At 73.5% G+C, this 21,007-nt stretch carries 20 protein-coding genes; 14 read left to right on the top strand and 6 right to left on the bottom strand.

Annotated elements, in window-relative coordinates; genetic code table 11:
* Nucleotides 1–122 precede the first annotated feature (122 nt).
* The 4 genes from B7P34_RS24705 to B7P34_RS24690 all read left to right on the top strand — a co-directional run bounded on the left by B7P34_RS24705 (nt 123) and on the right by B7P34_RS24690 (nt 4,192).
* Entirely contained in the window at nt 123–1,337 is a 1,215-nt protein-coding gene (locus B7P34_RS24705) for an energy-coupling factor ABC transporter permease (protein WP_106679930.1), read from the top strand.
* Between the two features lies 1 nt (nt 1,338).
* Nucleotides 1,339–2,103 carry a cobalt ECF transporter T component CbiQ gene (gene cbiQ / locus B7P34_RS24700; RefSeq protein WP_106679928.1) on the top strand — a complete coding sequence of 255 codons (765 nt, stop codon included), beginning with the start codon at nt 1,339–1,341 and terminating at the stop codon, nt 2,101–2,103.
* Nucleotides 2,100–2,906, top strand: a complete 807-nt coding sequence (locus B7P34_RS24695) for an energy-coupling factor ABC transporter ATP-binding protein (RefSeq protein ID WP_106679926.1) — start codon at nt 2,100–2,102, stop codon at nt 2,904–2,906. Before cbiQ ends, B7P34_RS24695 begins: the two co-directional genes overlap by 4 nt.
* A gap of 113 nt (nt 2,907–3,019) precedes the next feature.
* Nucleotides 3,020–4,192, top strand: coding sequence for a serine hydrolase domain-containing protein (locus B7P34_RS24690; protein ID WP_106679924.1), 1,173 nt, complete (start codon nt 3,020–3,022; stop codon nt 4,190–4,192).
* Between the two features lie 174 nt (nt 4,193–4,366).
* Here B7P34_RS24690 and B7P34_RS24685 read toward each other — a convergent pair whose 3' ends face one another.
* A complete protein-coding gene (locus tag B7P34_RS24685; protein WP_223268185.1) occupies nt 4,367–4,795 on the bottom strand; it encodes a nuclear transport factor 2 family protein in 429 nt (142 codons plus the stop codon).
* A gap of 52 nt (nt 4,796–4,847) precedes the next feature.
* Between B7P34_RS24685 and B7P34_RS24680 the strand changes: the two genes are divergently transcribed.
* Nucleotides 4,848–5,654 (top strand): SDR family NAD(P)-dependent oxidoreductase, encoded by an 807-nt coding sequence (locus B7P34_RS24680; protein WP_106679920.1) that lies wholly within the window; start codon nt 4,848–4,850, stop codon nt 5,652–5,654.
* Between the two features lie 30 nt (nt 5,655–5,684).
* Here the strand turns inward: B7P34_RS24680 and B7P34_RS24675 are convergent, their stop codons facing one another.
* From B7P34_RS24675 to B7P34_RS24655, 5 genes are all read right to left on the bottom strand, one after another.
* Nucleotides 5,685–6,536 (bottom strand): DMT family transporter, encoded by an 852-nt coding sequence (locus tag B7P34_RS24675; RefSeq protein WP_106679918.1) that lies wholly within the window; start codon nt 6,534–6,536, stop codon nt 5,685–5,687.
* Between the two features lie 47 nt (nt 6,537–6,583).
* Nucleotides 6,584–7,930, bottom strand: coding sequence for an acyltransferase family protein (locus B7P34_RS24670; protein WP_106679916.1), 1,347 nt, complete (start codon nt 7,928–7,930; stop codon nt 6,584–6,586).
* A 78-nt stretch (nt 7,931–8,008) separates the two neighbouring features.
* Nucleotides 8,009–9,646 carry a penicillin-binding transpeptidase domain-containing protein gene (locus tag B7P34_RS24665; RefSeq protein ID WP_106679914.1) on the bottom strand — a complete coding sequence of 546 codons (1,638 nt, stop codon included), beginning with the start codon at nt 9,644–9,646 and terminating at the stop codon, nt 8,009–8,011.
* 192 nt (nt 9,647–9,838) lie between these two features.
* Nucleotides 9,839–11,599 (bottom strand): dolichyl-phosphate-mannose--protein mannosyltransferase, encoded by a 1,761-nt coding sequence (locus tag B7P34_RS24660; RefSeq protein ID WP_106679912.1) that lies wholly within the window; start codon nt 11,597–11,599, stop codon nt 9,839–9,841.
* A 37-nt stretch (nt 11,600–11,636) separates the two neighbouring features.
* The gene (locus tag B7P34_RS24655) at nt 11,637–12,014 is read right to left on the bottom strand and encodes a cupin domain-containing protein (RefSeq protein ID WP_106679910.1); all 378 of its coding nucleotides are present in this window, start codon (nt 12,012–12,014) and stop codon (nt 11,637–11,639) included.
* Between the two features lie 761 nt (nt 12,015–12,775).
* Here B7P34_RS24655 and rsmI point away from each other — a divergent pair.
* The 9 genes from rsmI (at nt 12,776) to B7P34_RS24610 (ending at nt 20,876) form a co-directional block, all read left to right on the top strand.
* Nucleotides 12,776–13,621, top strand: coding sequence for a 16S rRNA (cytidine(1402)-2'-O)-methyltransferase (gene rsmI, locus B7P34_RS24650; protein WP_106679908.1), 846 nt, complete (start codon nt 12,776–12,778; stop codon nt 13,619–13,621).
* A gap of 195 nt (nt 13,622–13,816) precedes the next feature.
* On the top strand, nt 13,817–14,344 hold the full coding sequence (locus tag B7P34_RS24645; RefSeq protein ID WP_223268184.1) for a hypothetical protein: 528 nt from the start codon (nt 13,817–13,819) through the stop codon (nt 14,342–14,344).
* A 39-nt stretch (nt 14,345–14,383) separates the two neighbouring features.
* Complete coding sequence (locus B7P34_RS24640; RefSeq protein WP_106679906.1) at nt 14,384–15,310, top strand: TatD family hydrolase; 927 nt, start codon at nt 14,384–14,386, stop codon at nt 15,308–15,310.
* Nucleotides 15,311–15,480: 170 nt separating this feature from the next.
* A complete protein-coding gene (locus B7P34_RS24635; RefSeq protein WP_106679904.1) occupies nt 15,481–17,187 on the top strand; it encodes a resuscitation-promoting factor in 1,707 nt (568 codons plus the stop codon).
* Nucleotides 17,184–18,071, top strand: a complete 888-nt coding sequence (rsmA, locus tag B7P34_RS24630; RefSeq protein ID WP_106679901.1) for a 16S rRNA (adenine(1518)-N(6)/adenine(1519)-N(6))-dimethyltransferase RsmA — start codon at nt 17,184–17,186, stop codon at nt 18,069–18,071. Before B7P34_RS24635 ends, rsmA begins: the two co-directional genes overlap by 4 nt.
* A gap of 264 nt (nt 18,072–18,335) precedes the next feature.
* Nucleotides 18,336–19,235, top strand: coding sequence for a 4-(cytidine 5'-diphospho)-2-C-methyl-D-erythritol kinase (locus B7P34_RS24625; protein WP_106679899.1), 900 nt, complete (start codon nt 18,336–18,338; stop codon nt 19,233–19,235).
* Between the two features lie 49 nt (nt 19,236–19,284).
* Nucleotides 19,285–19,767 carry a hypothetical protein gene (locus B7P34_RS24620; protein WP_106679896.1) on the top strand — a complete coding sequence of 161 codons (483 nt, stop codon included), beginning with the start codon at nt 19,285–19,287 and terminating at the stop codon, nt 19,765–19,767.
* A gap of 114 nt (nt 19,768–19,881) precedes the next feature.
* The gene (locus tag B7P34_RS24615) at nt 19,882–20,691 is read left to right on the top strand and encodes a helix-turn-helix domain-containing protein (RefSeq protein ID WP_223268183.1); all 810 of its coding nucleotides are present in this window, start codon (nt 19,882–19,884) and stop codon (nt 20,689–20,691) included.
* The gene (locus B7P34_RS24610) at nt 20,688–20,876 is read left to right on the top strand and encodes a DUF397 domain-containing protein (RefSeq protein WP_106679894.1); all 189 of its coding nucleotides are present in this window, start codon (nt 20,688–20,690) and stop codon (nt 20,874–20,876) included. The genes B7P34_RS24615 and B7P34_RS24610 overlap by 4 nt, the downstream gene beginning before the upstream one ends.
* Nucleotides 20,877–21,007: the final 131 nt, after the last annotated feature.

The following is a 21,007-nucleotide window of genomic DNA, read 5'->3' as shown; positions in this document are numbered from 1 at the left end:
GGGGGAGGCGCACGGAGGGGCGAGGGGCGCGCAGCAGCGCGTCGCAAGCTCTTGCGAACGATTCGCAGAGAGCCCCTATCATCGAGCGGCCCACTGCGGGCAGGAAGCGAGAGGGGTGCCCCATGCACGTACCCGACGGATTCATCGACGCGCCGGTCTCCGCCGCCACGGCAGCCGTCGCCGCGGCCGCCGTCGGCGTGAGCCTGCGCGGCGCCCGGCGCGAACTGGACGACAAGGCCGCGCCGCTCGCCGGCCTCGTCGCCGCGTTCGTCTTCGCCGTCCAGATGCTGAACTTCCCCGTCGCGGCCGGCACCAGCGGACACCTGCTGGGCGGCGCGCTCGCGGCGATACTCGTCGGCCCGTACACCGGGGTGCTCTGCATATCCGTCGTCCTGCTCATGCAAGGCGTCCTCTTCGCGGACGGCGGGCTCACCGCGCTCGGCGTCAACATCACCGACATGGGCGTCGTCACGACCGTCGTCGCGTACGCGGTCTTCCGCGCGCTGGTGCGGGTGCTGCCGCGGGGGCGCACGGGACTGAGCGTGGCGTCCTTCGCGGCGGCCCTGATCTCCGTGCCGGCGGCCGCGGCGGCCTTCACCCTGATCTACGCGCTCGGGGGGACGACGGACGTCCCGGTGGGCCAGGTGTTCACGGCCATGACCGGCGTCCACGTCCTGATCGGCCTCGGCGAGGCGGCGATCACCGCCCTGACGGTGAGCGCGGTGGCGGCGGTCCGCCCGGACCTGGTCCACGGCGCGCGGGATCTTCTGCGCCCCCTGGAACTACGCACGGCCGCGGTCACGCTTCCGGCGAGCCCGGCGCTCTCTTCCCGCCGCGACGGCGATCAGCCCGAGCGGCGCGATCCGGCGGTGCCGGACGGCCTGAGCGGGGATCGGCACCGCCGGGCAGGTTCGCGTGGGCCGGCCGCCGTCGCGGCGGAGGGGGTTGCTGAGGCGGTCAGTGAGTCTGCGGGCGCGGGGACGGCCACGGAGCCGAAGAACGCGATCGCACCCCGCAGCGCCAAGCGGCTCTGGCTCGTCGGCGTCGCCGCCGCCCTCGTGTGCGCCGGCGGGCTCAGCTACTACGCCTCCACCAGCCCCGACGGCCTCGAAAAGGTCGCCCACGACAAGGGCATCGACAGCAAGGAGGAAGCGCACGCCGCGAAGGACTCCCCCCTGGCCGACTACCAGGTCAAGGACGTCTCCGACGAGCGCCTCTCCGGCGGCCTGGCCGGAGTGATCGGCGTCGGCGCCACCCTCGCCGCCGGCACGGCCGTCTTCGTCGTCCTCCGCCGGAGGCGCCCCGCCCGCACCGAATCCGAGACGGCAGCCCCCTGACATGTCCGCCGGCCACGCCCACAAGCTCTACCGCCACGCCCGCACCCCCGTGCACGCCCTCCCCCCGCACTGCAAGATCGCCGCCGTCCTCGCGTTCGTCCTCACCGTCGTGGCGACCCCGCGCGAGGCGGTCTGGGCGTTCGCCCTCTACGCCGTGCTGATCGCCGCCGCGGCGGCCGCGGCCCGCATCCCCGTCGCGTTCCTCCTCCGGCGCCTGCTGATCGAGATCCCGTTCGTGGCGTTCGCGCTGCTCATGCCGTTCGTCGTGCCCGGTGAGCAGGTGCACGTCCTCGGGCTGTCCCTCAGCGGCCCGGGCCTCTGGGGCGCCTGGAACGTCCTGGCCAAGGGCACCCTCGGCGTCGCCGCCTCCGTCGTGCTGGCCTCGACGACGGAGCTCCGCTCCCTGCTCCTGGGCCTGCAGCGCCTCCGCATGCCCCCGCTGCTCGTCCAGATCGCCTCGTTCATGATCCGCTACGGCGACGTGGTGACCGACGAGATGCGCCGCATGCGCATCGCCCGCGAGTCCCGCGGCTTCACGGCGCGCGGGGTGCGCCACTGGGGCGTGCTGGCCAAGTCCGCGGGCGCGCTGTTCATCCGCTCCTACGAGCGCGGCGAGCGCGTCCACCTGGCGATGGTCAGCCGGGGCTACACCGGCACGATGCCGGTGACCGACGACACGCCCGCGACCCGTACGCAGTGGACGTACGCCGCCGCACTGCCGCTGGCCGCGCTCGCGGTCTGCCTGACCGGATGGACCCTGACATGACCGCAGCCGACCACGACACGACCGCGACCTCGTCCCGTACGCACGCCACCCCCTCCCTCGACGTGGCCGGCCTCGCCTACGCCTACCCCGACGGCCACCAGGCCCTCTTCGGCGTCGACCTGCGGGTCGCCCGCGGCGAACGCGTCGCGCTCCTCGGCCCGAACGGCGCCGGCAAGACGACCCTCGTCCTGCACCTCAACGGCATCCTCGGCGGCGGCCTCGGCACGGTCCGCGTCGCGGGCCTGCCCGTCGAGAAGCGGAACCTCGCCGAGATCCGCCGCCGCGTCGGCATCGTCTTCCAGGACCCCGACGACCAGCTGTTCATGCCGACCGTCCGCGAGGACGTCGCGTTCGGCCCCGCCGCGGCGGGCCTGCGCGGCGCGGAACTCGCGGCGTGCGTGGACAAGGCCCTCGCGCAGGTCGGCATGGCCGGCTACGCGGACCGCCCGCCGCACCACCTCTCCTTCGGGCAGCGCCGCCGCGTCGCCGTGGCGACCGTCCTCGCCATGGAGCCGGAGATCCTCGTCCTGGACGAGCCGTCCTCCAACCTCGACCCGGCCTCCCGCCGCGAGCTCGCGGACATCCTGCGCTCCCTGGACGTGACCGTGCTCATGGTCACGCACGACCTCCCGTACGCCCTGGAGCTGTGCGAGCGCTCCGTCGTCCTCAGCGAGGGCGTCATCACGGCCGACGGCCCGACCCGCGACCTGCTGTGTGACGAGAACCTCATGCGGGCGCACCGCCTGGAGCTCCCGTTCGGCTTCGACCCGCGCACCGCACGGCCGAACGCGGTGGGCGCTTAGCCGCGCGCGGCGCCGGGAGGAGACGGGTCCCTCCACCCCGGTCTACGCGCATTGACGAACACGTTGCACCATGGTGGAGGAATTCGCAGCAATCGGCACAGGAGCAGGCAACAGTGGTGGACGTCCAGGGCACGGTGACGGACGGTTTCGAACCGGTCCGGGACGCCTTCGCGGAGAACTTCGCCCGGCGCGGCGAGCGGGGCGCGGCGGTCGCCGTCTACCGCGACGGGCGCAAGGTCGTGGACCTGTGGGGCGGCGTGCGCGACGCCGACGGCGGCGAGGAGCCGTGGCGGCACGGCACCGCGCAGATCGTCCGCTCCGCCACGAAGGGCGTCGCCGCGGCCGTCCTGCTGCTCCTGCACCAGCGCGGCCAGGTCGACCTGGACGCGCCCGTCGGCACGTACTGGCCCGAGTTCAAGGCCGCCGGCAAGGAACGCGTCCTCGTCCGGCACCTCCTCTCGCACCGCGCCGGCCTGCCCGCGCTCGACGTGCCCCTCACCCCGGCGCAGGCGATCGACGGCGTCAGCGGCCCCGCGGCCGTCGCCGCGCAGGCGCCCGCGTGGGAGCCCGGCACGGCGCACGGCTACCACGCGCAGACGTACAGCTGGCTGCTCGGCGAGCTGGTCGAGCGGATCACCGGGCGGTCGATAGGGCGCTGGGTGGCCCAGGAGATGGCGGGGCCGCTGGGCCTGGACCTGTGGATGGGCGTGCCGGAGGCCGAGCAGGCGGGCCGGGTCGGCCGCATCGCGGACATCGAGGCGCCGGAGGCCCCCTCGTCGGGGCTGCGGGTCCGCCCCAAGCAGGCCGTCACGGACGCCTACGGCGACCCGGAGTCCCTGACGCGGCGCGCCTTCGCGGCGATCTCCCCGGCGGCGGACGAGAACGACCCGGCGTACCGCGCCGCCGAACTGCCCGCCTCGGCGGGCATCGCGACGGCGGACGCGCTCGCCCGCTTCTACGCGTCCCTGATCGGGGACGTGGACGGCGTTCGGCGTCTCTTCGCGCCCGCGACGCTGACGCTGGCCCGCACGGAGGAGTCGGCCGGGCCGGACAAGGTCCTCGTCGTCAACACCCGCTTCGGCCTCGGCTACATGCTCCACGGCCCGGCCTCCCCGCTCCTGGCCCCCGGCTCCTTCGGCCACCCGGGCCGCGGCGGCTCACTGGCGTTCGCGGACCCGGAATCGGGCGTGTCCTTCGGCTACGTCACCAACGGCATGCAGAAGAACGTCACGGCGGACCCCCGGGCGCAGGCGTTGGTCAGGGCTCTGTCCCGAGCGCTCGCGTAGCAGCCCCACGGGGCGCTGCGCTCTCCCGCGCGGGGGATCTGCTGCCGGGCTTCGGCAGGGGGAGGGGCCTGGCCATCCCTTCCCGCCGCGGCGGCGCTCAGCCCGTACGGACGGGCCCGGCGGTGCCCGGCCCACCGCGAGGTGGTGTCGTGCCGGCCGCCCCCGGGCGGGAGATCAACCGCCCGCCGGAGGCTGAACCGCCCGTGCCACCGCCAGACTGTCCTCGTAGAGATGAAATCGCGTCAGGAGCCCGTCCTCGACGGTGAGGCGGAGGGCGAAGGGGGTGCGGAACGGCAGCCCCGTCGTGCGGATCGTCGCGTTCAGGACGCCCGTCACCACCGCGTCCCGCCCGTCCGCGAGGACCCCGTCGACAGCCGGTGAGCCGTCCGCCTGGATCACGTTCTCGCCGAGCTCGCGGAAGTGCGCGGCGGCGTCGGCCCGCGTGGACCGCGCCCGCACCCACGGCACGACCGCCGGATCGCCGACGATCATCCAGTCCACGGTCTCCGCGAACAGCTCCGCGGTCCGCTCCGGATCGCCTTCGCCGAAGCGGGTCAGAAACAACTGCACCGCACTGCGCGTGCTTTCGGAGCTGTGGTCCACGTCGGTCCTGTCCTCTTTCCCTGTCGGCGGCGGATCCCTACGGTATCGGTCCATGCAGGCACCGCAGCAGGCACCGCACCGCTTCGACGGTTACACCGCCCTCGTCACCGGCGCCGGCCGCGGCATCGGCGCCGCCACCGCGCACCGCCTCGCCGCCGAGGGCGCCCGCGTCCTCGTCACGGACGCCGACGTTGCCCGGGCCGACCGCACCGCGGCCCGCCTCCGCGCGGACGGCCTGACCGCCGAGGCGTACGCGTGCGACGTGGGCGACCGGGCGGCCGTCGAGGCGGCGGTGGCGCGCGCCGTCGAGCGGTTCGGCGGGCTGGACGTCCTGGTCAACAACGCGTACTCGTTCCACGCCGACCCCCCGCTCGTCGAGGACGTCACCGACGACGCCTGGTCCCGGGACCTCGACATCACCCTGACCGGCGCGTTCCGCTGCGTGCGGGCGGCCCTGCCGCACCTGGCCGCGGCCCCGGACGGCCGCGGCGCCGTCGTCAGCGTCGGCTCCGTCAACGGCGAGCAGGACTACGGCGCCCACGCCTACAGCGCCGCCAAGGCCGGCCTCGCGGGCCTGACCCGCACCCTGGCCGGGCAGTGCGCGCCGCGCGGCGTACGGGTCAACCTCGTCGCCCCCGGCACGGTCCGCACGCCCGGCTGGGACGGCCGGGAGGACGCGCTGGAACGGGCGGCGGGGCAGTACCCGCTGGGGAGGGTCGGCGAGCCGGAGGACATCGCGGCGGCCGTCGCCTTCCTCGCCTCGCGCGACGCCGCGTGGATCACGGGGGTGACCCTCCCCGTGGACGGCGGCATCCTCATCGGCAACACGGGCCTGAAAGAGATCCTCAGAAGGCGCTGAACCGGGCTCGCCGAACGGCGGCGAACCGGCTCACCCCGCGTGCAGCATCATCCCGATGCCCGCGACCATCAGCCCCGCCGCCGCCACCCGCGGCGCCCCGAACCGCTCCTTGAAGAACACCGCCCCGATCGCCGCCCCCACGAGGATCGACGACTCCCGCAGCGCCGAGATGGGCGCGAGGTCCGCGCGCGTCTGCGCCCACAGCACCAGCCCGTACGCGGCCACGGACAGCACCCCGCCCAGCAGCCCCCGCACCGCGTACGGCCTGATCTCCGCCACGAACCGGCCCCGCCGCGTCACCATCGCGTACACCGGGATCACGGAACCCTCCAGGATCATCAGCCACGCGATGTAGCCGAGCGGCGTCCCGGCGGTGCGGACGCCGAGGCCGTCCACGACCGTGTACGCGGCGATCGAGAGGCCCGTGGCCGCGGCCGCGGCGATCGCCGCCCAGTGCGGACGCGCGCCCGAGCCCCGGATCCCCCAGACCGCGAGCCCGACCAGTCCGGCCGAGGCCACGAGGACGCCCGCCGCCTGCCAGCCGCCGGGCGTCTCGCCGGCGAAGGCGGCGGCCAGGACGGTGACCGCGAGCGGGGCCGTGCCGCGGGCGATCGGGTACATCTGCCCGAAGTCGCCGAGGGTGAACGACCGCATGAGCAGCAGCTGGTAGACGATGTGCAGGACCGCGGAGCCCACCAGGTACGGCCAGGCCGCCGCTGCCGGCAGGGGGACGAAGCCCGCCGCTGCCGCCCCGCACAGCGCCCCGCCGCCCCCGACGAGGGTGAAGGCGAGGAGCTGGTCCTTGATGCCGTGCGCGACGGCGTTCCAACTGGCGTGCGTGATGGCGGCTATGAGGACGGCCGTGGCGACCAGAGGCGTCATGGTCCAGGACGCTAGCGCCGCCCGTAGGGCGCACGCGATGTCGCATGTCACACGGGCCGCGCGGTCCTTCCGGCCGTCTCCACGAGCAGCCAGCCGGCCGCGCACATGAGGACGGTCACGGGGGCGGTGACCCGCACCGCGACGAGCACGGCGGAGTGCCCCTCCAGGAGCCCGGCGAAGCCCACCATGGACAGCCCGAGCACACCGAAGAGGGCGAGCGTGACGCCGAGCGCGGCGGCGGGCGCGGAGCCGCGGCGGGCGGCGGCCGTCCCCGCCGGGGCGGGCGCCGGCGGCTGCTCGGCCCGGCGGAAGACCGCGACGAGGAGCGCCGTGACGGCCGCCGCGGCCGCGATGCGGAGCGGGACCTGCAGCCACCAGGCCGTGCTCGCGGGCGCGGGCAGGGACACGTGCGCGGCGAGCATCGCCCCGTACACGCCCAGCATCGCCGTGAGGTGCCACAGGAACGCCGTCATCGCGACGCCGTTCGCGGCGACGACCGTGCGCCACACGCGGGGACGGGCCACCGCGCGGGCCATGGGGCCGCGCAGCAGCTCGACCGCGCCGATCAGCCACATGCCGTGGCAGAGCAGGGCGGCGGTGGGCGGCGCCATGTTGCTGATCTTCTCGCCCGGCATGCCCACCATGGACAGCGGGTACGGGCCGAAGGCCACGAGCGCGACGGCCCCGGCGAGACCGGCCGCGGCGAGGACCGCGGGCCGGCGCAGGCGCCCGTCCGCGCGGAGGAAGCCCAGCTGGTGGACGGCCAGCCAGACGAAGGCGAAGTTGAGGAACTCCACGTACGGGACGCCGGCGGCGAAGCGCAGCACGTCGACGGCTGCCGCCGCGGCCGCGAGCGCGGCGAACGCGCCCCAGCCGTAGCGCTCGTGGAGGCGCAGGAGGGGCGGGGTGAAGGCCACCATGGCCAGGTAGATGCCGATGAACCAGAGCGGCTGGGCGACGAGCCGGGCGGCGACGTCCGTCAGGGCCCCGTTCCCGCCCAACAGTTGCACGGCGAGCGCGCCCGCGCCCCACACGGCGACGAACAGCATCGTGGGGCGCAGGAGCCGCTGGAGCCGGGCGCGCAGGAACAGCGCGTAGGCGGGGGCGCCGGTGCGGCGGGTGAGGGAGCGGTACGAGAGGGCGTGCGAGAAGCCGCCGACGAAGAAGAACACCGGCATGACCTGCAGGAACCAGGTCAGCAGCTGCAGCTTCGGCTCGACCGCGAGCAGGTTGCCGACGGCGGGGCGGCCGTCCGCGCCCACGGTGACGGCGGCCATGAGCCAGTGCCCGAGCACGACGGTCCCGAGGGAGGCCACGCGCAAGAGGTCGATGACGCGGTCACGCGCGCCGGGCGTAGCCGCGGCGATCTCCCGCGCGCTCATCTTGGTTCCCATGAGCGCCACGATCGCCCGCGGGCGCGGGCGGCCACCACCGCCGGGGTACTCAGATCGGGCCTGAGTACCCCGGTGCCGTCAGGACGCCCGCAGTACCGACGCCACGATCGGGCCGGCCGAGTCGCCGCCGTGACCGCCCCGGGGGACCACCGCGGCCGCCGCGACGTCGCCGCGGTACGCGGTGAACCAGCCGTTCGGCTGCGGCTGGCCGTCGACCTCCGCGGAGCCGGTCTTCGCGCCGGTGTCGGGGCCGAGCCCGGACATGGCGCGGGCGCCCGTGCCGGACGCGGCGGTGAGCCGCATCATGCCCCGCAGCTGCTCGGCGACACCGCCGGGCAGGGCCCGCGGCGCCCGCGCGAGCTGCCGGTCGTCGAGCGACGGGTCGACGACGTACGGCTGGTGGAAGGAGCCGGCCCGTACGGTCGCGGACATGGAGGCGACGTTGAGCGCGGACATCTGCACCTTGCCCTGCCCGATCATCGCCGCCGCCTTGCCCGCCCCGGACTCGGCGGGCACGCTGCCGTCGAAGGTCGCGACGCCCGTCTTCCACTCCAGGCCGAGCCCGAAGACGTCCCGCGCCTCGGCGGCGAGCGCCCCGTCACCGACCTGGCCGGCCAGGGAGATGAAGGCGGTGTTGCAGGAGGCGGCGAAGTCCTGGGCGAAGGTCGCGCCGGGGTTCTCGCTCTCCTCCACGTTGTGGAAGCGCATCCCGTACGTGGCGTACTTGGGACACGGCAGCGGCTTGCCGGGGGAGGCCTTGCCGGCCTCCAGCAGCATCGCCGACGTGATGATCTTCATCGTGGAGCCGGGCGCGGTCTGCCCCATGAGCGCGGTGTTGAACTCGGTCTTCTTGGAGTTGGCGACGGCGAGGATCTCGCCGGTGCTCGCCTTGAGGGCGACGACGGACGCGTCGTCGCGGAGGTTCACGGCCGCCTCGGCCGCCCGCTGGACGCCGGCGTCGAGCGTGGTCTTCAGCTGGGCGGGCCTGCCCTTGGAGACGACGTGCAGGGTCTTCGGGGCGGCCGCGTCGGCGGCACCCCCGGGCGCACCCTCCGGCACGGCCTGCACTTCCACCCCCGGCGCGCCGCCCGCCTTCTCCCCGAACCGCTTGCGCAGCTGCGGCAGCACGGAGGCGAGCGAAGGGTAGTCCTTGGCGTCGAGCTTCGCGCCGTTGCGGTCGAGCGCGTCGACCTGCGGCGGCGCCCCGGCCGTGGTCCGCAGGGTCTCGCCGCGCCCGAGCTGCGGGTGGACGACGGCGGGCTGCCAGTCGACGAGCGCCTGCCCGGTGCTGCGGCCGCGGACGACGTCGAGCGAGGAGTCGTACGTCCAGGTCGAGCGCTGCGAACCGTAGGAGACCTCGGCGCTCACGGAGAACGGCACCTTGGCGCCCTGGGGCGTGCCCGGCTTGAGGGACACCTTCTCGACGTGGGCGGCCTCGCGGTAGCCGCTGAGGGCGGTGGTGGCCGCGCCGGCGTTGTCGGTGAGCCCGGCGGCCTTGGCCGTGTCGCCGGACTCCCAGGCGGCGAGGAAGTCGTGCGCGGTCTTCTTGATCTCGTCCGCCGTCGGCGGCCCGGTTCTCAGCGGGGCGGGTTCCCCGTGCGCGCCTGTCGAGCCGTCACCCGCGACGGCGTCCACGAGGTTGTACGCGCCGAGGCCGGCCGCCCCCACGACCGCCGCCGCCACGACGCCGATCGCGATCTTCGCGCCCTTGTGCATGTGTGTTCCCCCTCCAGACCCGGTCCGGGCCTCCCCGCCCCACCGGTTTAATCATCCGATTAAAACCTCTGTGTGGGCACTGTACGGGAAGGCCGGAGCACGCAAGGGGGCTATGGCCGGAACCGATCCTTCAGGGTGAGGGAACCGGCCTTCGGGGCTGGTGAACTGCCGTCAGATCCACGAGCCGGACTGTCAGATCCACGAGTCGAACCACATGCGGTTGCGCCACGCCTCTATCGGGATCGCATGGCCGGTGTAGATCGGCCAGAAGTAGATGAAGTTCCACGCGATCAGCAGCACCAGCGTGCCCGCACCGACCGCGCCCGCCACCCGCCGCCGCTCCGACGACCCCGGCGGCCCCAGGATCGCCCCGATCATCATGGCCAGCGCCAGGCACAGGAACGGCAGGAACACCACCGCGTAGAAGACGAAGATGGTGCGCTCCTGCCACAGGAACCACGGCAGATAGCCGGCCGCGACCCCGCACAGCACCGCGCCCGCCCGCCAGTCGCGCCGCAGCGCCCACCGGTAGAGCAGGTACGCCAGCGCGAAGCACGCCGCCCACCACAGCAGCGGGGTGCCCAGCGCGAGCACCTCGCGCGCGCACTTGTCCGCCGCGTCCACCGGGCAGCCGTCCTCGCCCGGCTTCGGCGACTCGTAGAAGTACGAGACCGGGCGCGCCTGGACGAGCCAGCTCCACGGGTTGGACTGGTACGTGTGCGGCGAGGAGAGCGTGGTGTTGAAGTGCCACACCTCCTGCTCGTACTTCCACAGGCTGCGCAGCGGGTTGAGGACCCCGGAGAGGAAGCCGTCCGTGGCGTAGCCGCCGTCGTTCTCGGCCCAGTGCCGGTAGTAGCCGCTGTGCTGCCAGCCGTTCGTCTCGCTGTACGTGCCGCTGTTCGCGAACCAGCCCGTCCACGACGCCAGATACACCGCGACCGCCACCGGCACCGTCGACAGGAACGCCCACGGCACGTCGCGGCGCAGCGCCGACACGAACGGGCGGCGCGCGCCCGCCGTCCGCCGCGCCGCCGCGTCCCACAGGATGATCATCAGGCCGAACGCGGCCAGGAACACCGCGCCGTTCCACTTCGTGGCGCAGGCCAGGCCCAGGAAGACGCCCGCCGCGATCCGCCACGGGCGCAGGCCCAGCCGCAGGCCGTCACCGACCGCGTCGTCGGGGCGGGCCGTGCCGTCCTCGCCGACCGGCAGCGCGGCGGCCAGCCGGGCCCGCGAGCGGTCCCGGTCGATCAGGACGCAGCCGAACGCGGCCAGCACGAAGAACATCAGCACCGAGTCGAGCAGCGACGTGCGGCTCATGACGAAGTGCAGGCCGTCCACGGCCATCAGGGCGCCCGCGAGGCAGCCGAGGAACGTGGAGCGGAAGAGGCGGCGGCCGATGCGGCACAGCATCAGGACGGACAGCGTGCCGAGCAGCGCCACCATGAAGCGCCAGCCGACGGGGTTCAGCCCGAAGAGCCACTCCCCGAGGCCGATGACCCACTTGCCGACCGGCGGGTGCACCACGTACCCCGGGGCGTCCGGGACGTCGCTCCAGCCGCGGATGACCTTGTCGTTGATGTCGTCCGGCCACTTCGCCTCGTAGCCGTACTTCCACAGCGCCCACGCGTCCTTGGCGTAGTACGTCTCGTCGAATATGACGGCCTTGGGGCTGCCGAGGTGCCAGAAGCGGACGAGACCGGCGAAGAGCGTGACGAGCAGCGGGCCCGTCCAGCCCGACCAGCGGGCGAGCCGCTGCGCGGCCTCCGTCCGCATGCCCAGCAGCGACCACACGCGCGTCCCCGGCTCCGGGAACGGGGGCACGAGCCGCTCCCGCACGTCCGGCTGCGGCCGGGCCGCGTAGCCGAACCGGCGGAGTCTGAGCTGCCACGGTGGCGGTTGCTCGGCTGCCGTCCGGCCTTGCGAGGCGTGCGTCGCGGTGTCACTGGTCACCGCGCCATCGTAGGGAACCAGCCTGTGGCTCGGCGGATCACCGCCCGGGCATGTTCGCCCGCATCGCCTCCTCGGCGACGCGGAGCTCCGCCGTGGGGCTGAACTGAACGACCTCGCTCCCGGCGGCGGCGAAGGGCACGTGCCCGCGGGGCAGGTAGAAGGCGTCCCCCTCCTCGAAGACCTCCTCACGGCCCCCGTCGTCCGGGAACCGGTAGCTCAGCCGCCCCTTGAGGACGTAGCCCCAGTGCGGGCAGCTGCAGGCGTCGCCGGGAAGGCCCCGGAAGAGGCCGGTGCCGTCGACGTCCTCGGTGAAGGTCACGAAGTCGACGGTGTACCCGTCGATGTCCTCGTGCCGGTCGACGACGGGCCCGTCCGTGCTGACCTGCGCGGCACTGTCCCTGGAAACCTTGGGCATGGCGCCCTCACCTCTCCTCCGTACCGGCCCCGGCCCCTTCCAGGGTCCGCCTTTGCCGTCCGGGGGGCACGGTGAGCGCCTCTCGGCGCGGGTTTCCGGCGATGGCCGCGCCCGGCAGGCAATTCCCGCCGCGACGGTAATCAGCCCCCGCCGGGCTGTCCGGCGGTGCCGTGCCGGCCGCGGCCGGGGCTTGTCCGGCGCCGTCGGATGCGGCCGCGGTGGCTGGTCGCCGTCGCGGCGGTTTCTTCTTGCCTGCGGCAAGGGGGCGGGTGCTCGTTCGGTGCCGGGCAGCAACCTTCCGCCGCGATGGCGACCGGCCCCCGCCGGGTTGTCCGGCGGTGCCGGGCAAAGATCCCCCGCCGCGGCGGCGCTCGGCCCCCGCCGGGCTGTCCGGCGGTGCCGTGCCGGCCGCGGCCGGGGCTTGTCCGGCGCCGCCGGAATCCACCGTGGTGGCTGATCACCGCTGCGGCGGCTTTTTCTTGCCTGCGGCAAGAAAGCGGGGCGCCCGCTCGGCGCCGGTGAGTGCTTCCCGCCGCGGCGGGTCTTCCTCGCCCGCGGCAAGAAGACGGGCGCGGGCTTTACCCGCCGTCCCATGGCCGGGCACGCCCTCTTGCCGGCAGGCAAGAAAAGCCCGCCGCAACGGCGCGCAACCCCCACCGGAGGTGCCCGGCGGTGCCGGACCGCCGTCCGCGCGGCTCGCCCCGCCGCGAGGCGCCCCGCGCCGGGCGCACGCCCGCGCCCACGCCTGGGAGGATGGGCACGTGACTGGAACGCTCGTACTTGCTGGTACTCCCATCGGGGACGTCGCCGACGCCCCTCCCCGCCTCGCCGCCGAGCTCGCCGCCGCCGAGGTGATCGCCGCGGAGGACACGCGCCGGCTGCGCAGGCTGACCCAGGCGCTCGGCGTGCACACGACCGGCCGGGTCGTGTCGTACTTCGAGGGGAACGAGTCCGCCCGCACGCCCGAGCTGGTGGAGGCCCTGGCCGGCGGCGCCCGCGTGCTGCTGGTCACCGACGCCGGCATGCCGTCCGTCTCGGACCCGGGATACCGCCTGGTCGCCGCCGCGGTGGAGCGGGACATCAAGGTGACGGCCGTCCCGGGGCCGTCCGCCGTGCTGACGGCCCTGGCCGTGAGCGGCCTCCCCGTGGACCGCTTCTGCTTCGAGGGCTTTCTGCCCCGCAAGGCCGGCGAGCGCCTCGCCCGCCTCCGCGACGTGGCCGCCGAGCGCCGCACGCTCGTCTACTTCGAGGCCCCGCACCGCCTGGACGACACCCTCGCCGCGATGGCGGAGGCCTTCGGCGCGGACCGCCGCGCCGCGGTCTGCCGCGAGCTGACGAAGACCTACGAGGAGGTCAAGCGGGGCCCGCTGAAGGACCTCGCGGCCTGGGCGGCCGAGGGCGTGCGCGGCGAGATCACGATCGTCGTGGAGGGCGCCCCCGAGCCCGGCCCCCAGGAGCTGGACGCCGAGGAGCTCGTGCGCCGTGTGAGGGTGCGCGAGGAGGCCGGCGAGCGCCGCAAGGAGGCCATCGCGGCCGTGGCTGCGGAAGCAGGCCTACCCAAGCGCGAGGTCTTCGATGCCGTCGTGGCAGCAAAGAATGCGCCATAACAGGGCCCATCGGAGAGTAAAGGGATAATCTGAAAAGCAAAGCTTAGGCCTCGCAGCCTGGGCCTTTGGGCAGGTCGACGCCAAGTTTGCCCCAATTCGGGGGATAGGCTGCTGCGCCGTCGCCGGGATGGGCGTTCCCTGGTTGTGGGACGTCCGGTCCCGGAGAGACTTGTCCTCAGGACAAGAGGAGCTGCCATGAGCGAGATCGCAGGAACCTCGAACGGTGTCCACTCGATAGCCGGCGCGCAGCCGGTCCCCGAGCGCAGCACATTCGCCGCCGCACCCCCGGCCGTGGTGGAGACGGAGACGGCACACGAGTCGTACTCCTTCGCCTGCATGCGGTGCGGCCACGGCTGGGAGCAGTCGTACGAGATCAAGCACCACACGGACGCCGAGGGTCGGCCCTTCGTCATCTACTACGCGGACGGCGAGCGCGTGCCGTCCCCGCTGACCCGCCCCACCTGCGTGAACTGCGGTGAGCACGTCGTGCGCATCATGCGCTCCGGCCGTGTCTCGCTGATCGCGGACGTCCTGCACCGCCCCGCCCACGAGGTCCCGGCCACCCAGCAGGCCCCCGCGGGCCCGCTCCACGCCGGCGGCCCCGAGCCGTGGCACCGGCAGCGGCGGCCGGAGAGCCCCGGGGAGGAGCCGGAGAAGGCGCACCACTGGCACCTCTCGGACCTCCTGCACCCGTTCCGGACCCACCGCGAGCACCAGCGCTAGCAGGCGTGCCCGCCTGCCCGCCTGCCTAGAATCGCTCGCATGGCGGCAACAGCATCGAACGCATCGAACGGCAGTGGCAGGACCGGCAGCGGCAGGAACGACAAGGACGCCCCTCCGCCGCTCCCGGCCCCGCTCGGCGTTCCCGTTGCCGACTCGCACACCCACTTGGACATGCAGGGTGACACCCCTGTCGCCGAGGCCCTGGCCAAGGCCGCGTCCGTCGGCGTGACGACGGTCGTCCAGGTGGGGTGCGACGTGGCCGGTTCCCGCTGGGCCGCGGAGACGGCCGCCGCGCACGACGCCGTCTGGGCCACCGTGGCCCTGCACCCCAACGAGGCGCCCCGCATCGTCCACGGCGACCCCGACGGCTGGTCGCGCCAGGGCACCCGCCCCGCCGGCGGCCGGGAGGCCCTCGACGCCGCCCTCGCCGAGATCGACGCCCTGGCCGCGCTCCCGCAGGTCAAGGGCGTCGGCGAGACCGGCCTGGACTTCTTCCGCACCGGCCCGGAGGGCATGGAGGCCCAGGAGTACTCCTTCCGCCGCCACATCGACATCGCCAAGCGCCACGGCAAGGCCCTCGTCATCCACGACCGCGAGGCCCACGCCGACGTCCTGCGCGTCCTGGAGGAGGAGGGCGCGCCGGACGCCGTCGTCTTCCACTGCTACTCCGGCGACGCCGGGATGGCGAAGGTCTGCGCCGACAACGGCTACTACATGTCGTTCGCCGGCAACGTCACCTTCAAGAACGCCCAGCCGCTGCGCGACGCCCTCGCCGTCGCCCCCCTCGACCTGATCCTCGTCGAGACCGACGCGCCCTTCCTGACCCCCGCCCCCTATCGCGGACGGCCCAACGCGCCGTACCTCATTCCGGTCACGTTGCGCGCCATGGCGGGCTGCAAGGAGATCGGCGAGGACGAGCTGGCCGCCGCCGTCGCGGCGAACACGGCGCGGGCCTTCGGCTACTGAATCAGGCCGCCGGAGCGGATGCCGGACGGATGCCGGAGCGGTGTCCGGGAGCCGCCGCGCGCCCCCTCCGCGCTCCCGCACCCCGCGACACCGTGTGATGATCCGACTTTGGAGAGTGACTTCCCCTCCGCTACAGTCCCGGGCCGAAGCCCGACCCAGGGGAGCGTCACGTGACTCGTCATGCACAGGGCAGCCCCCGCGCCGCACGCAGCGGTGCGGCGGAAGCACCGCCGTACGACCCGTTTGACCCCTACAACCCGTACGCGGCGCACGACGCGTATGCCGCGCACGATCCGTACGACCCGCACGATCCGTACTTCGCCGGCCGTTACGACGGCGGTGGAGGCGGGGGGAGCGGCTACGACAGCAGCCGTTACGGCCTCTACGCCGCCTACGTCGCCCCCGTCGGGCCCTACCCGATATACGACCCCGTCCCGGCCCCCGCGGGCCCGGGCTCCGGCCCGTACGACCCCTTCCTGCCCGAGCCCCGCGAGTTCCTGCCCGAGCCCCGCGAGGCGGGCGCCGGCTCCGAGGCGCCTGCGCCCGCCCCGTACGAGGCCCCGCACCTGCCGCGCCAGCCGTTCACCAGGGAGGCGTACGCGGCGGGGGAGACCGTCGTCGCGGGAGAGGTCGTCGCGGAGGACGCGCCGACGGAGTCGCCGGCCCGAGAGGGTTTCGCGGGCGGGACCGCCGTCGTCGACGCCGTCGCCCCCGCCGCGCCCCGCCCCGCCCCCGACCGCCGCTCCGGCGGACGCGGCCGCAAGCGTCCGGGCGACCGCCCCGACGCCCTGCGCAAGCTGCTCCCGCAGGCCCTCGTCGTCGCCTTCCTGGCCGGCGGCACGTCCGCGTTCGTCGCCGACGACAAGACCGTCCGCCTCACCGTCGACGGCCACGAGCGCGTCCTGCACACCTTCGCCGACGACGTCGACGAGCTCCTCGCCGACCAGGGCATGGACCTCGGCGAGCACGACGCCGTCTCGCCCGGCCACGGCCACGACCTCGCCCGCGGCGACGAGATCACCGTCCGCTACGGCCGCCCCCTCGCCCTGACCCTCGACGGCGAGCACCACCGCATGTGGACCACCGCCCGCACCGTCGACGACGCCCTGCGGCAGCTCGGCGTCCGCGCCGAGGGCGCCTACCTGTCGGCAGACCGGGCCGCGCCCATCGGCCGCGAGGGCCTCGACCTCGCCGTCCGCACCGAGCGCACCGTCACCTTCATGGCCGACGGCCGCGAACGCACCATCCGGACCAACGCCGCCACCGTCCACGAAGCCGTCGAGCAGGCCGGCATCTCCCTCCACGGCGAGGACACCACCTCCGTCGACCCCGACAGCTTCCCCCGCGAAGGCCAGACGATCTCCGTCATGCGCATCACCGGCAGCGAGGAGGTCCGCGAGGAACCCATCGACTTCACCACCGAGCGCCACGACGACCCCGACCTCTTCAAAGGCACCGAGGTCGTCTCCCAGCGCGGCGAGAAAGGCGTGCAGCGCATCACGTACGCGCTGCGCACCGTCAACGGCGTCAAGCAGAAGCCGCGCCGCATCGCGTCCGAGACCGTGCGGGAGCCCCGCACCCAGATCGTCCGCGTCGGCACCAAGGCCCGGCCCGTCTCCGTCCAGAGCGGCGGCGGGGACGGCCTCAACTGGGAAGGGCTCGCCCAGTGCGAGGCCGGCGGGCGCCCCGACGCCGTCGACCCGTCCGGCACGTACGGCGGCCTCTACCAGTTCGACGTCCACACCTGGAAGTCCCTCGGAGGCAGCGGCCGGCCGCAGGACGCGCCCGCCTCCGAGCAGACCCTGCGGGCCAAGAAGCTGTACGTCAGCCGGGGGGCGAGCCCCTGGCCCGTGTGCGGCCGTAAACTTCACGGGTGAGCTCCAGCCCCAGCCCCCGCCCCAGCGCAGACGAGTCCGGCTCCCTGCTCGGCCCCGCCGACATCCGCGAGCTGGCCGCAGCCCTCGGGGTGCGTCCCACGAAGCAGCGCGGCCAGAACTTCGTGATCGACGCGAACACGGTCCGGCGCATCGTCCGCACCGCCGAGGTCCGGCCCGACGACGTCGTCGTCGAGGTCGGCCCCGGCCTGGGGTCGCTGACCCTCGCCCTGCTGGAGGCCGCCGACCGGGTCGTCGCCGTCGAGATCGACGACGTGCTGGCGGCGGCCCTGCCGTCGACGGTCGCCGCGCGTCTGCCCGGGCGGGCGGACCGCTTCTCGCTCGTCCACAGCGACGCCATGCACGTGCAGGAGCTGCCGGGGCCCGCTCCTACGGCGCTTGTCGCCAACCTGCCGTACAACGTCGCCGTGCCGGTGCTGCTGCACATGCTGGACCGTTTCCCCAGCATCGAGCGCACGCTGGTGATGGTTCAGGCCGAGGTCGCCGACCGGCTCGCCGCCCGTCCCGGGAACAAGGTCTACGGCGTGCCGTCCGTGAAGGCCAACTGGTACGCGGAGGTCAAGCGGGCCGGGGCGATCGGGCGGAATGTCTTCTGGCCCGCGCCGAATGTCGACTCGGGGCTCGTGTCGCTCGTGCGGCGGGACAAGCCGATCGAGACGACGGCGACGAAGGAAGAGGTGTTCGCGGTCGTGGACGCGGCGTTCGCGCAGCGGCGGAAGACGCTGCGGGCGGCGCTGGCGGGCTGGGCCGGGTCCGCTGCGGCGGCGGAGGCGGCGCTGGTGGCCGCGGGCGTGTCGCCGCAGGCGCGGGGCGAGGCGCTGACGGTGTACGAGTTCGCGGCGATCGCGGAGAACAAGCCGGAGTAGTAGCGGGGGCGGCGGTGCGTGCGGGTGCGGGCCCGTTTGGGTGCCGGTGCCGGGGGCTCCGGGGTGGGGGTCCGGGGCCGTATATTTACGGGCCCGTTGCCGCAGACGTCGAGGGCGCCCCGGTATTGGGCCCACAAATACACGTCAGCGCCCCGGACCCCCACCCCTGCGCCCCCGCCCCCTCCCGCCGTCTTCCGGCGAACGCTCGGATCCCCCGTACGATCGGGCGTGCCCCTGTCCCGTACGACCCGAGGAGCCCGCTCCGTGTCCGTGACCGTTCGCGTCCCCGCCAAGGTCAACGTCCAGCTCGCGGTGGGCCCGCTGCGGCCCGATGGCTTCCACGACCTGGCCAACGTCTTCCTGGCGGTCGGCCTGTACGACGTGGTGACGGTGACGCCGGCCGATGAGCTGCGGGTGACGTGCTCGGGTCCGGATGCGGACAAGGTGCCGCTGGACCCGTCGAACCTCGCGGCGAGGGCGGCGGCCGCGCTGGCTGCACGGCATGGGCGCGAGGCGAACGTCCACATCCATATTGAGAAGGACATCCCGGTCGCGGGCGGCATGGCGGGCGGCAGCGCGGACGGCGCGGCGGCACTGGTCGCGTGCGACGAGCTGTGGGGCACGGGGGCTTCGCGCGAGGAGCTCCTGGAGATCTGCGCCGAGCTCGGCAGCGACGTGCCGTTCAGTCTGGTGGGTGGCGCGGCTCTGGGGCGGGGGAGGGGCGAGCTCCTGACGCCGGTCGAGACCGGTGGGAGCTTCTGGTGGGTGTTTGCGGTTGCGGATGGTGGTTTGTCGACCCCCGCGGTGTACGGGGAGTGCGACCGTCTGCGGGGTGACTCGTTCGTGCCTGCGCCGGATCCGTCGCCCGAGCTGATGGAGGCGCTGCGGGCGGGGGACGCCGTGGCGCTGGCGGGTGCGGTGAGCAACGACCTGCAGGCGGCGGCGGTCTCGCTGCGGCCTTCGCTGGCGGAGACGCTGACGGCGGGCACGGAGGCGGGCGCGCTGGCGGCGATGGTGTCGGGCTCCGGCCCGACGACGGCGTTCCTGGTGAGCGACGAGGCGGAGGCGGAGAAGGTCGCGGAGGCGCTGCGGGAGTCCGGCACGTGCCGGACGGTCCGGGTGGCGTCGGGCCCGGTGCCCGGGGCGACGATCACTGTCGGTTAGGCTCTGCGATTCCGCGCCCCGAGGGGGCGCCTGAATCGGGGGTTTCACCATGGCGACTCCACCGCCGCCTTATCAGCAGCAGAACCCGTACGGCCAGCAGCAGAACCCGTACGGTCAGGGACAGAATCCGTACGGCCAGGGGCAGCCCCCGTACGGCCAGGGGCAGCCCCCGTACGGCTACGCCGCGCCGGGCCATGCGCCTGCGCCCGGCCCGATGCCTATGGGGCTCACGTGCCGCATGTGCGGCGGGTTCCCGGCCGTCGAGGCGACGGTCCGGCAGCACCAGGCAATCCTCATCAGGATGACCTTCATGCACTTGAAGGGGCCGTTCTGCCGGAACTGCGGACTCGCGGTCGAGCGTGAGATGACGGGCAAGACGCTGTGGCAGGGCTGGTGGAGCCCGTTGTCGCTGGCGCTGTTCACCCCGTTCACGCTGATCTGGAACATGACGGTGCGGTCGAAGCTGAACAAGCTGCCCCCGCCGACTCCTGGGCAGATGCCCAATCAGGGCTCTGGCCAGCAGTGGCTGTAGGTTCCCCCGTTCACCCGTTCGGGGAGTAGTTCTTCGAGTCCGGCGTGTTTGCGGCTTGCCCGCCTTAGCGTCCGTTGCTACCGACGGAGGTAGGCAGGAAGGGCGGGATGCCGGATGGAAGCACGACCCGACGCGCCGATGGCCTGGCGGCTGTGCGGAAACCAGATCAAGCTGTGGCGCCAGGCCGCGGGCGTCAGCCGTGAGGAGCTGGCGGCGGAGGCGGGGTACGGGGTGGAGGCCGTCCGCTCCATGGAAATGGGCCGACGGAGGCCGAGTCAGCACCTGTTGCAGGTAGCGGACAGCATGTTCGGTGCGGGCGGGAAGCTGGAGTCGACCCATCAGTACCTAGAGCCGGACCGTGCCCTTGTGCGCACCGCGGAGTACATGGCCCTTGAGGCCGAAGCCATCGCCATGCACTGGTACGAAGTGCTGCTCATCCCTGGTCTGCTTCAGACCGAGGAGTACGCACGGGTGCTCATGGCCAACCACTGCCCTCCCGTTAGCGATGAGACGGTTGAGACACGAGTCGTAGCCCGACTGGAGCGCCAGGAACTGCTGAAGAAGACCACCACGCTGTTCAGCTTCGTGATTCATGAGGCGGCGCTGAGGAGCTTGGTGGGCGGCCCGGAGGTGATGAAGCGGCAGCTCAATCACCTCGTGGAGGTAGGCGAGTTGCGCAATGTGTCCATCCAGGTGCTGCCTAATGGTCTGGGGGCCACACCCGGGCTGCAAGGCGCGTTCGTCTTGTTGGAGACCGCCGAGCACAAGCAGTACTGCTACGGGGAGACGCAGGTGAGCAGCATGCTGCATGCCGACCCGGAGCGGGTGAGTGCCCTCATGAAGCGACATGCCATGATCCGTATGCACGCTCTCAACGAAGTGGAATCGGCTCGATTCATCAGAGGGGTGGCAGAAGAGCTATGAGCGCCGGACCGGCCTGGTTCAAGTCCAGCTACAGCGGGTCCGAGGGCAGCACTTGCGTCGAAGTCGCCGTCCTCCCCCAAGCCATACGAATACGCGACTCCAAGCGCAAAGACGGTCCCCACCTCGCCATAGCTCCCAGCACCTGGCTGGCCTTCGTCGCCTACGCACCCGCCGCGGCGCGGTAGGGCTACTCGACCCGCCTGTGAAGAACCGGGGCGAGCCGGTACCACCGGGTGCGGATGGGGGCACCACAGCGTGCGGGAGGGGGCCGGGGGCGCAGGGGTGGGGGTCCGGGGCGCTGACGTGTATTTGTGGG

The sequence above is a fragment of the Streptosporangium nondiastaticum genome, from assembly GCF_003011965.1.
GTDB classification, from domain to species: Bacteria; Actinomycetota; Actinomycetes; order Streptomycetales; family Streptomycetaceae; genus Streptomyces; species Streptomyces nondiastaticus.
The sequence above is the reverse complement of the archived record's forward strand: the minus strand, read 5'-3'. Positions and strand labels throughout refer to the sequence as shown.

Bases quoted from the DNA above. Each gene is read 5' to 3' on its own strand.
- B7P34_RS24655 (WP_106679910.1), bottom strand. From the start codon at position 12,014: ATGCCCAAGGTTTCCAGGGACAGTGCCGCGCAGGTCAGCACGGACGGG.
- B7P34_RS24695 (WP_106679926.1), top strand. From the start codon at position 2,100: ATGACCGCAGCCGACCACGACACGACCGCGACCTCGTCCCGTACGCAC.
- B7P34_RS24705 (WP_106679930.1), top strand. From the start codon at position 123: ATGCACGTACCCGACGGATTCATCGACGCGCCGGTCTCCGCCGCCACG.
- B7P34_RS24610 (WP_106679894.1), top strand. From the start codon at position 20,688: ATGAGCGCCGGACCGGCCTGGTTCAAGTCCAGCTACAGCGGGTCCGAG.
- B7P34_RS24670 (WP_106679916.1), bottom strand. From the start codon at position 7,930: ATGGGAACCAAGATGAGCGCGCGGGAGATCGCCGCGGCTACGCCCGGC.
- B7P34_RS24620 (WP_106679896.1), top strand. From the start codon at position 19,285: ATGGCGACTCCACCGCCGCCTTATCAGCAGCAGAACCCGTACGGCCAG.
- B7P34_RS24675 (WP_106679918.1), bottom strand. From the start codon at position 6,536: ATGACGCCTCTGGTCGCCACGGCCGTCCTCATAGCCGCCATCACGCAC.
- B7P34_RS24665 (WP_106679914.1), bottom strand. From the start codon at position 9,646: ATGCACAAGGGCGCGAAGATCGCGATCGGCGTCGTGGCGGCGGCGGTC.
- B7P34_RS24680 (WP_106679920.1), top strand. From the start codon at position 4,848: ATGCAGGCACCGCAGCAGGCACCGCACCGCTTCGACGGTTACACCGCC.
- cbiQ (WP_106679928.1), top strand. From the start codon at position 1,339: ATGTCCGCCGGCCACGCCCACAAGCTCTACCGCCACGCCCGCACCCCC.
- B7P34_RS24645 (WP_223268184.1), top strand. From the start codon at position 13,817: ATGAGCGAGATCGCAGGAACCTCGAACGGTGTCCACTCGATAGCCGGC.
- B7P34_RS24640 (WP_106679906.1), top strand. From the start codon at position 14,384: ATGGCGGCAACAGCATCGAACGCATCGAACGGCAGTGGCAGGACCGGC.
- B7P34_RS24615 (WP_223268183.1), top strand. From the start codon at position 19,882: ATGGAAGCACGACCCGACGCGCCGATGGCCTGGCGGCTGTGCGGAAAC.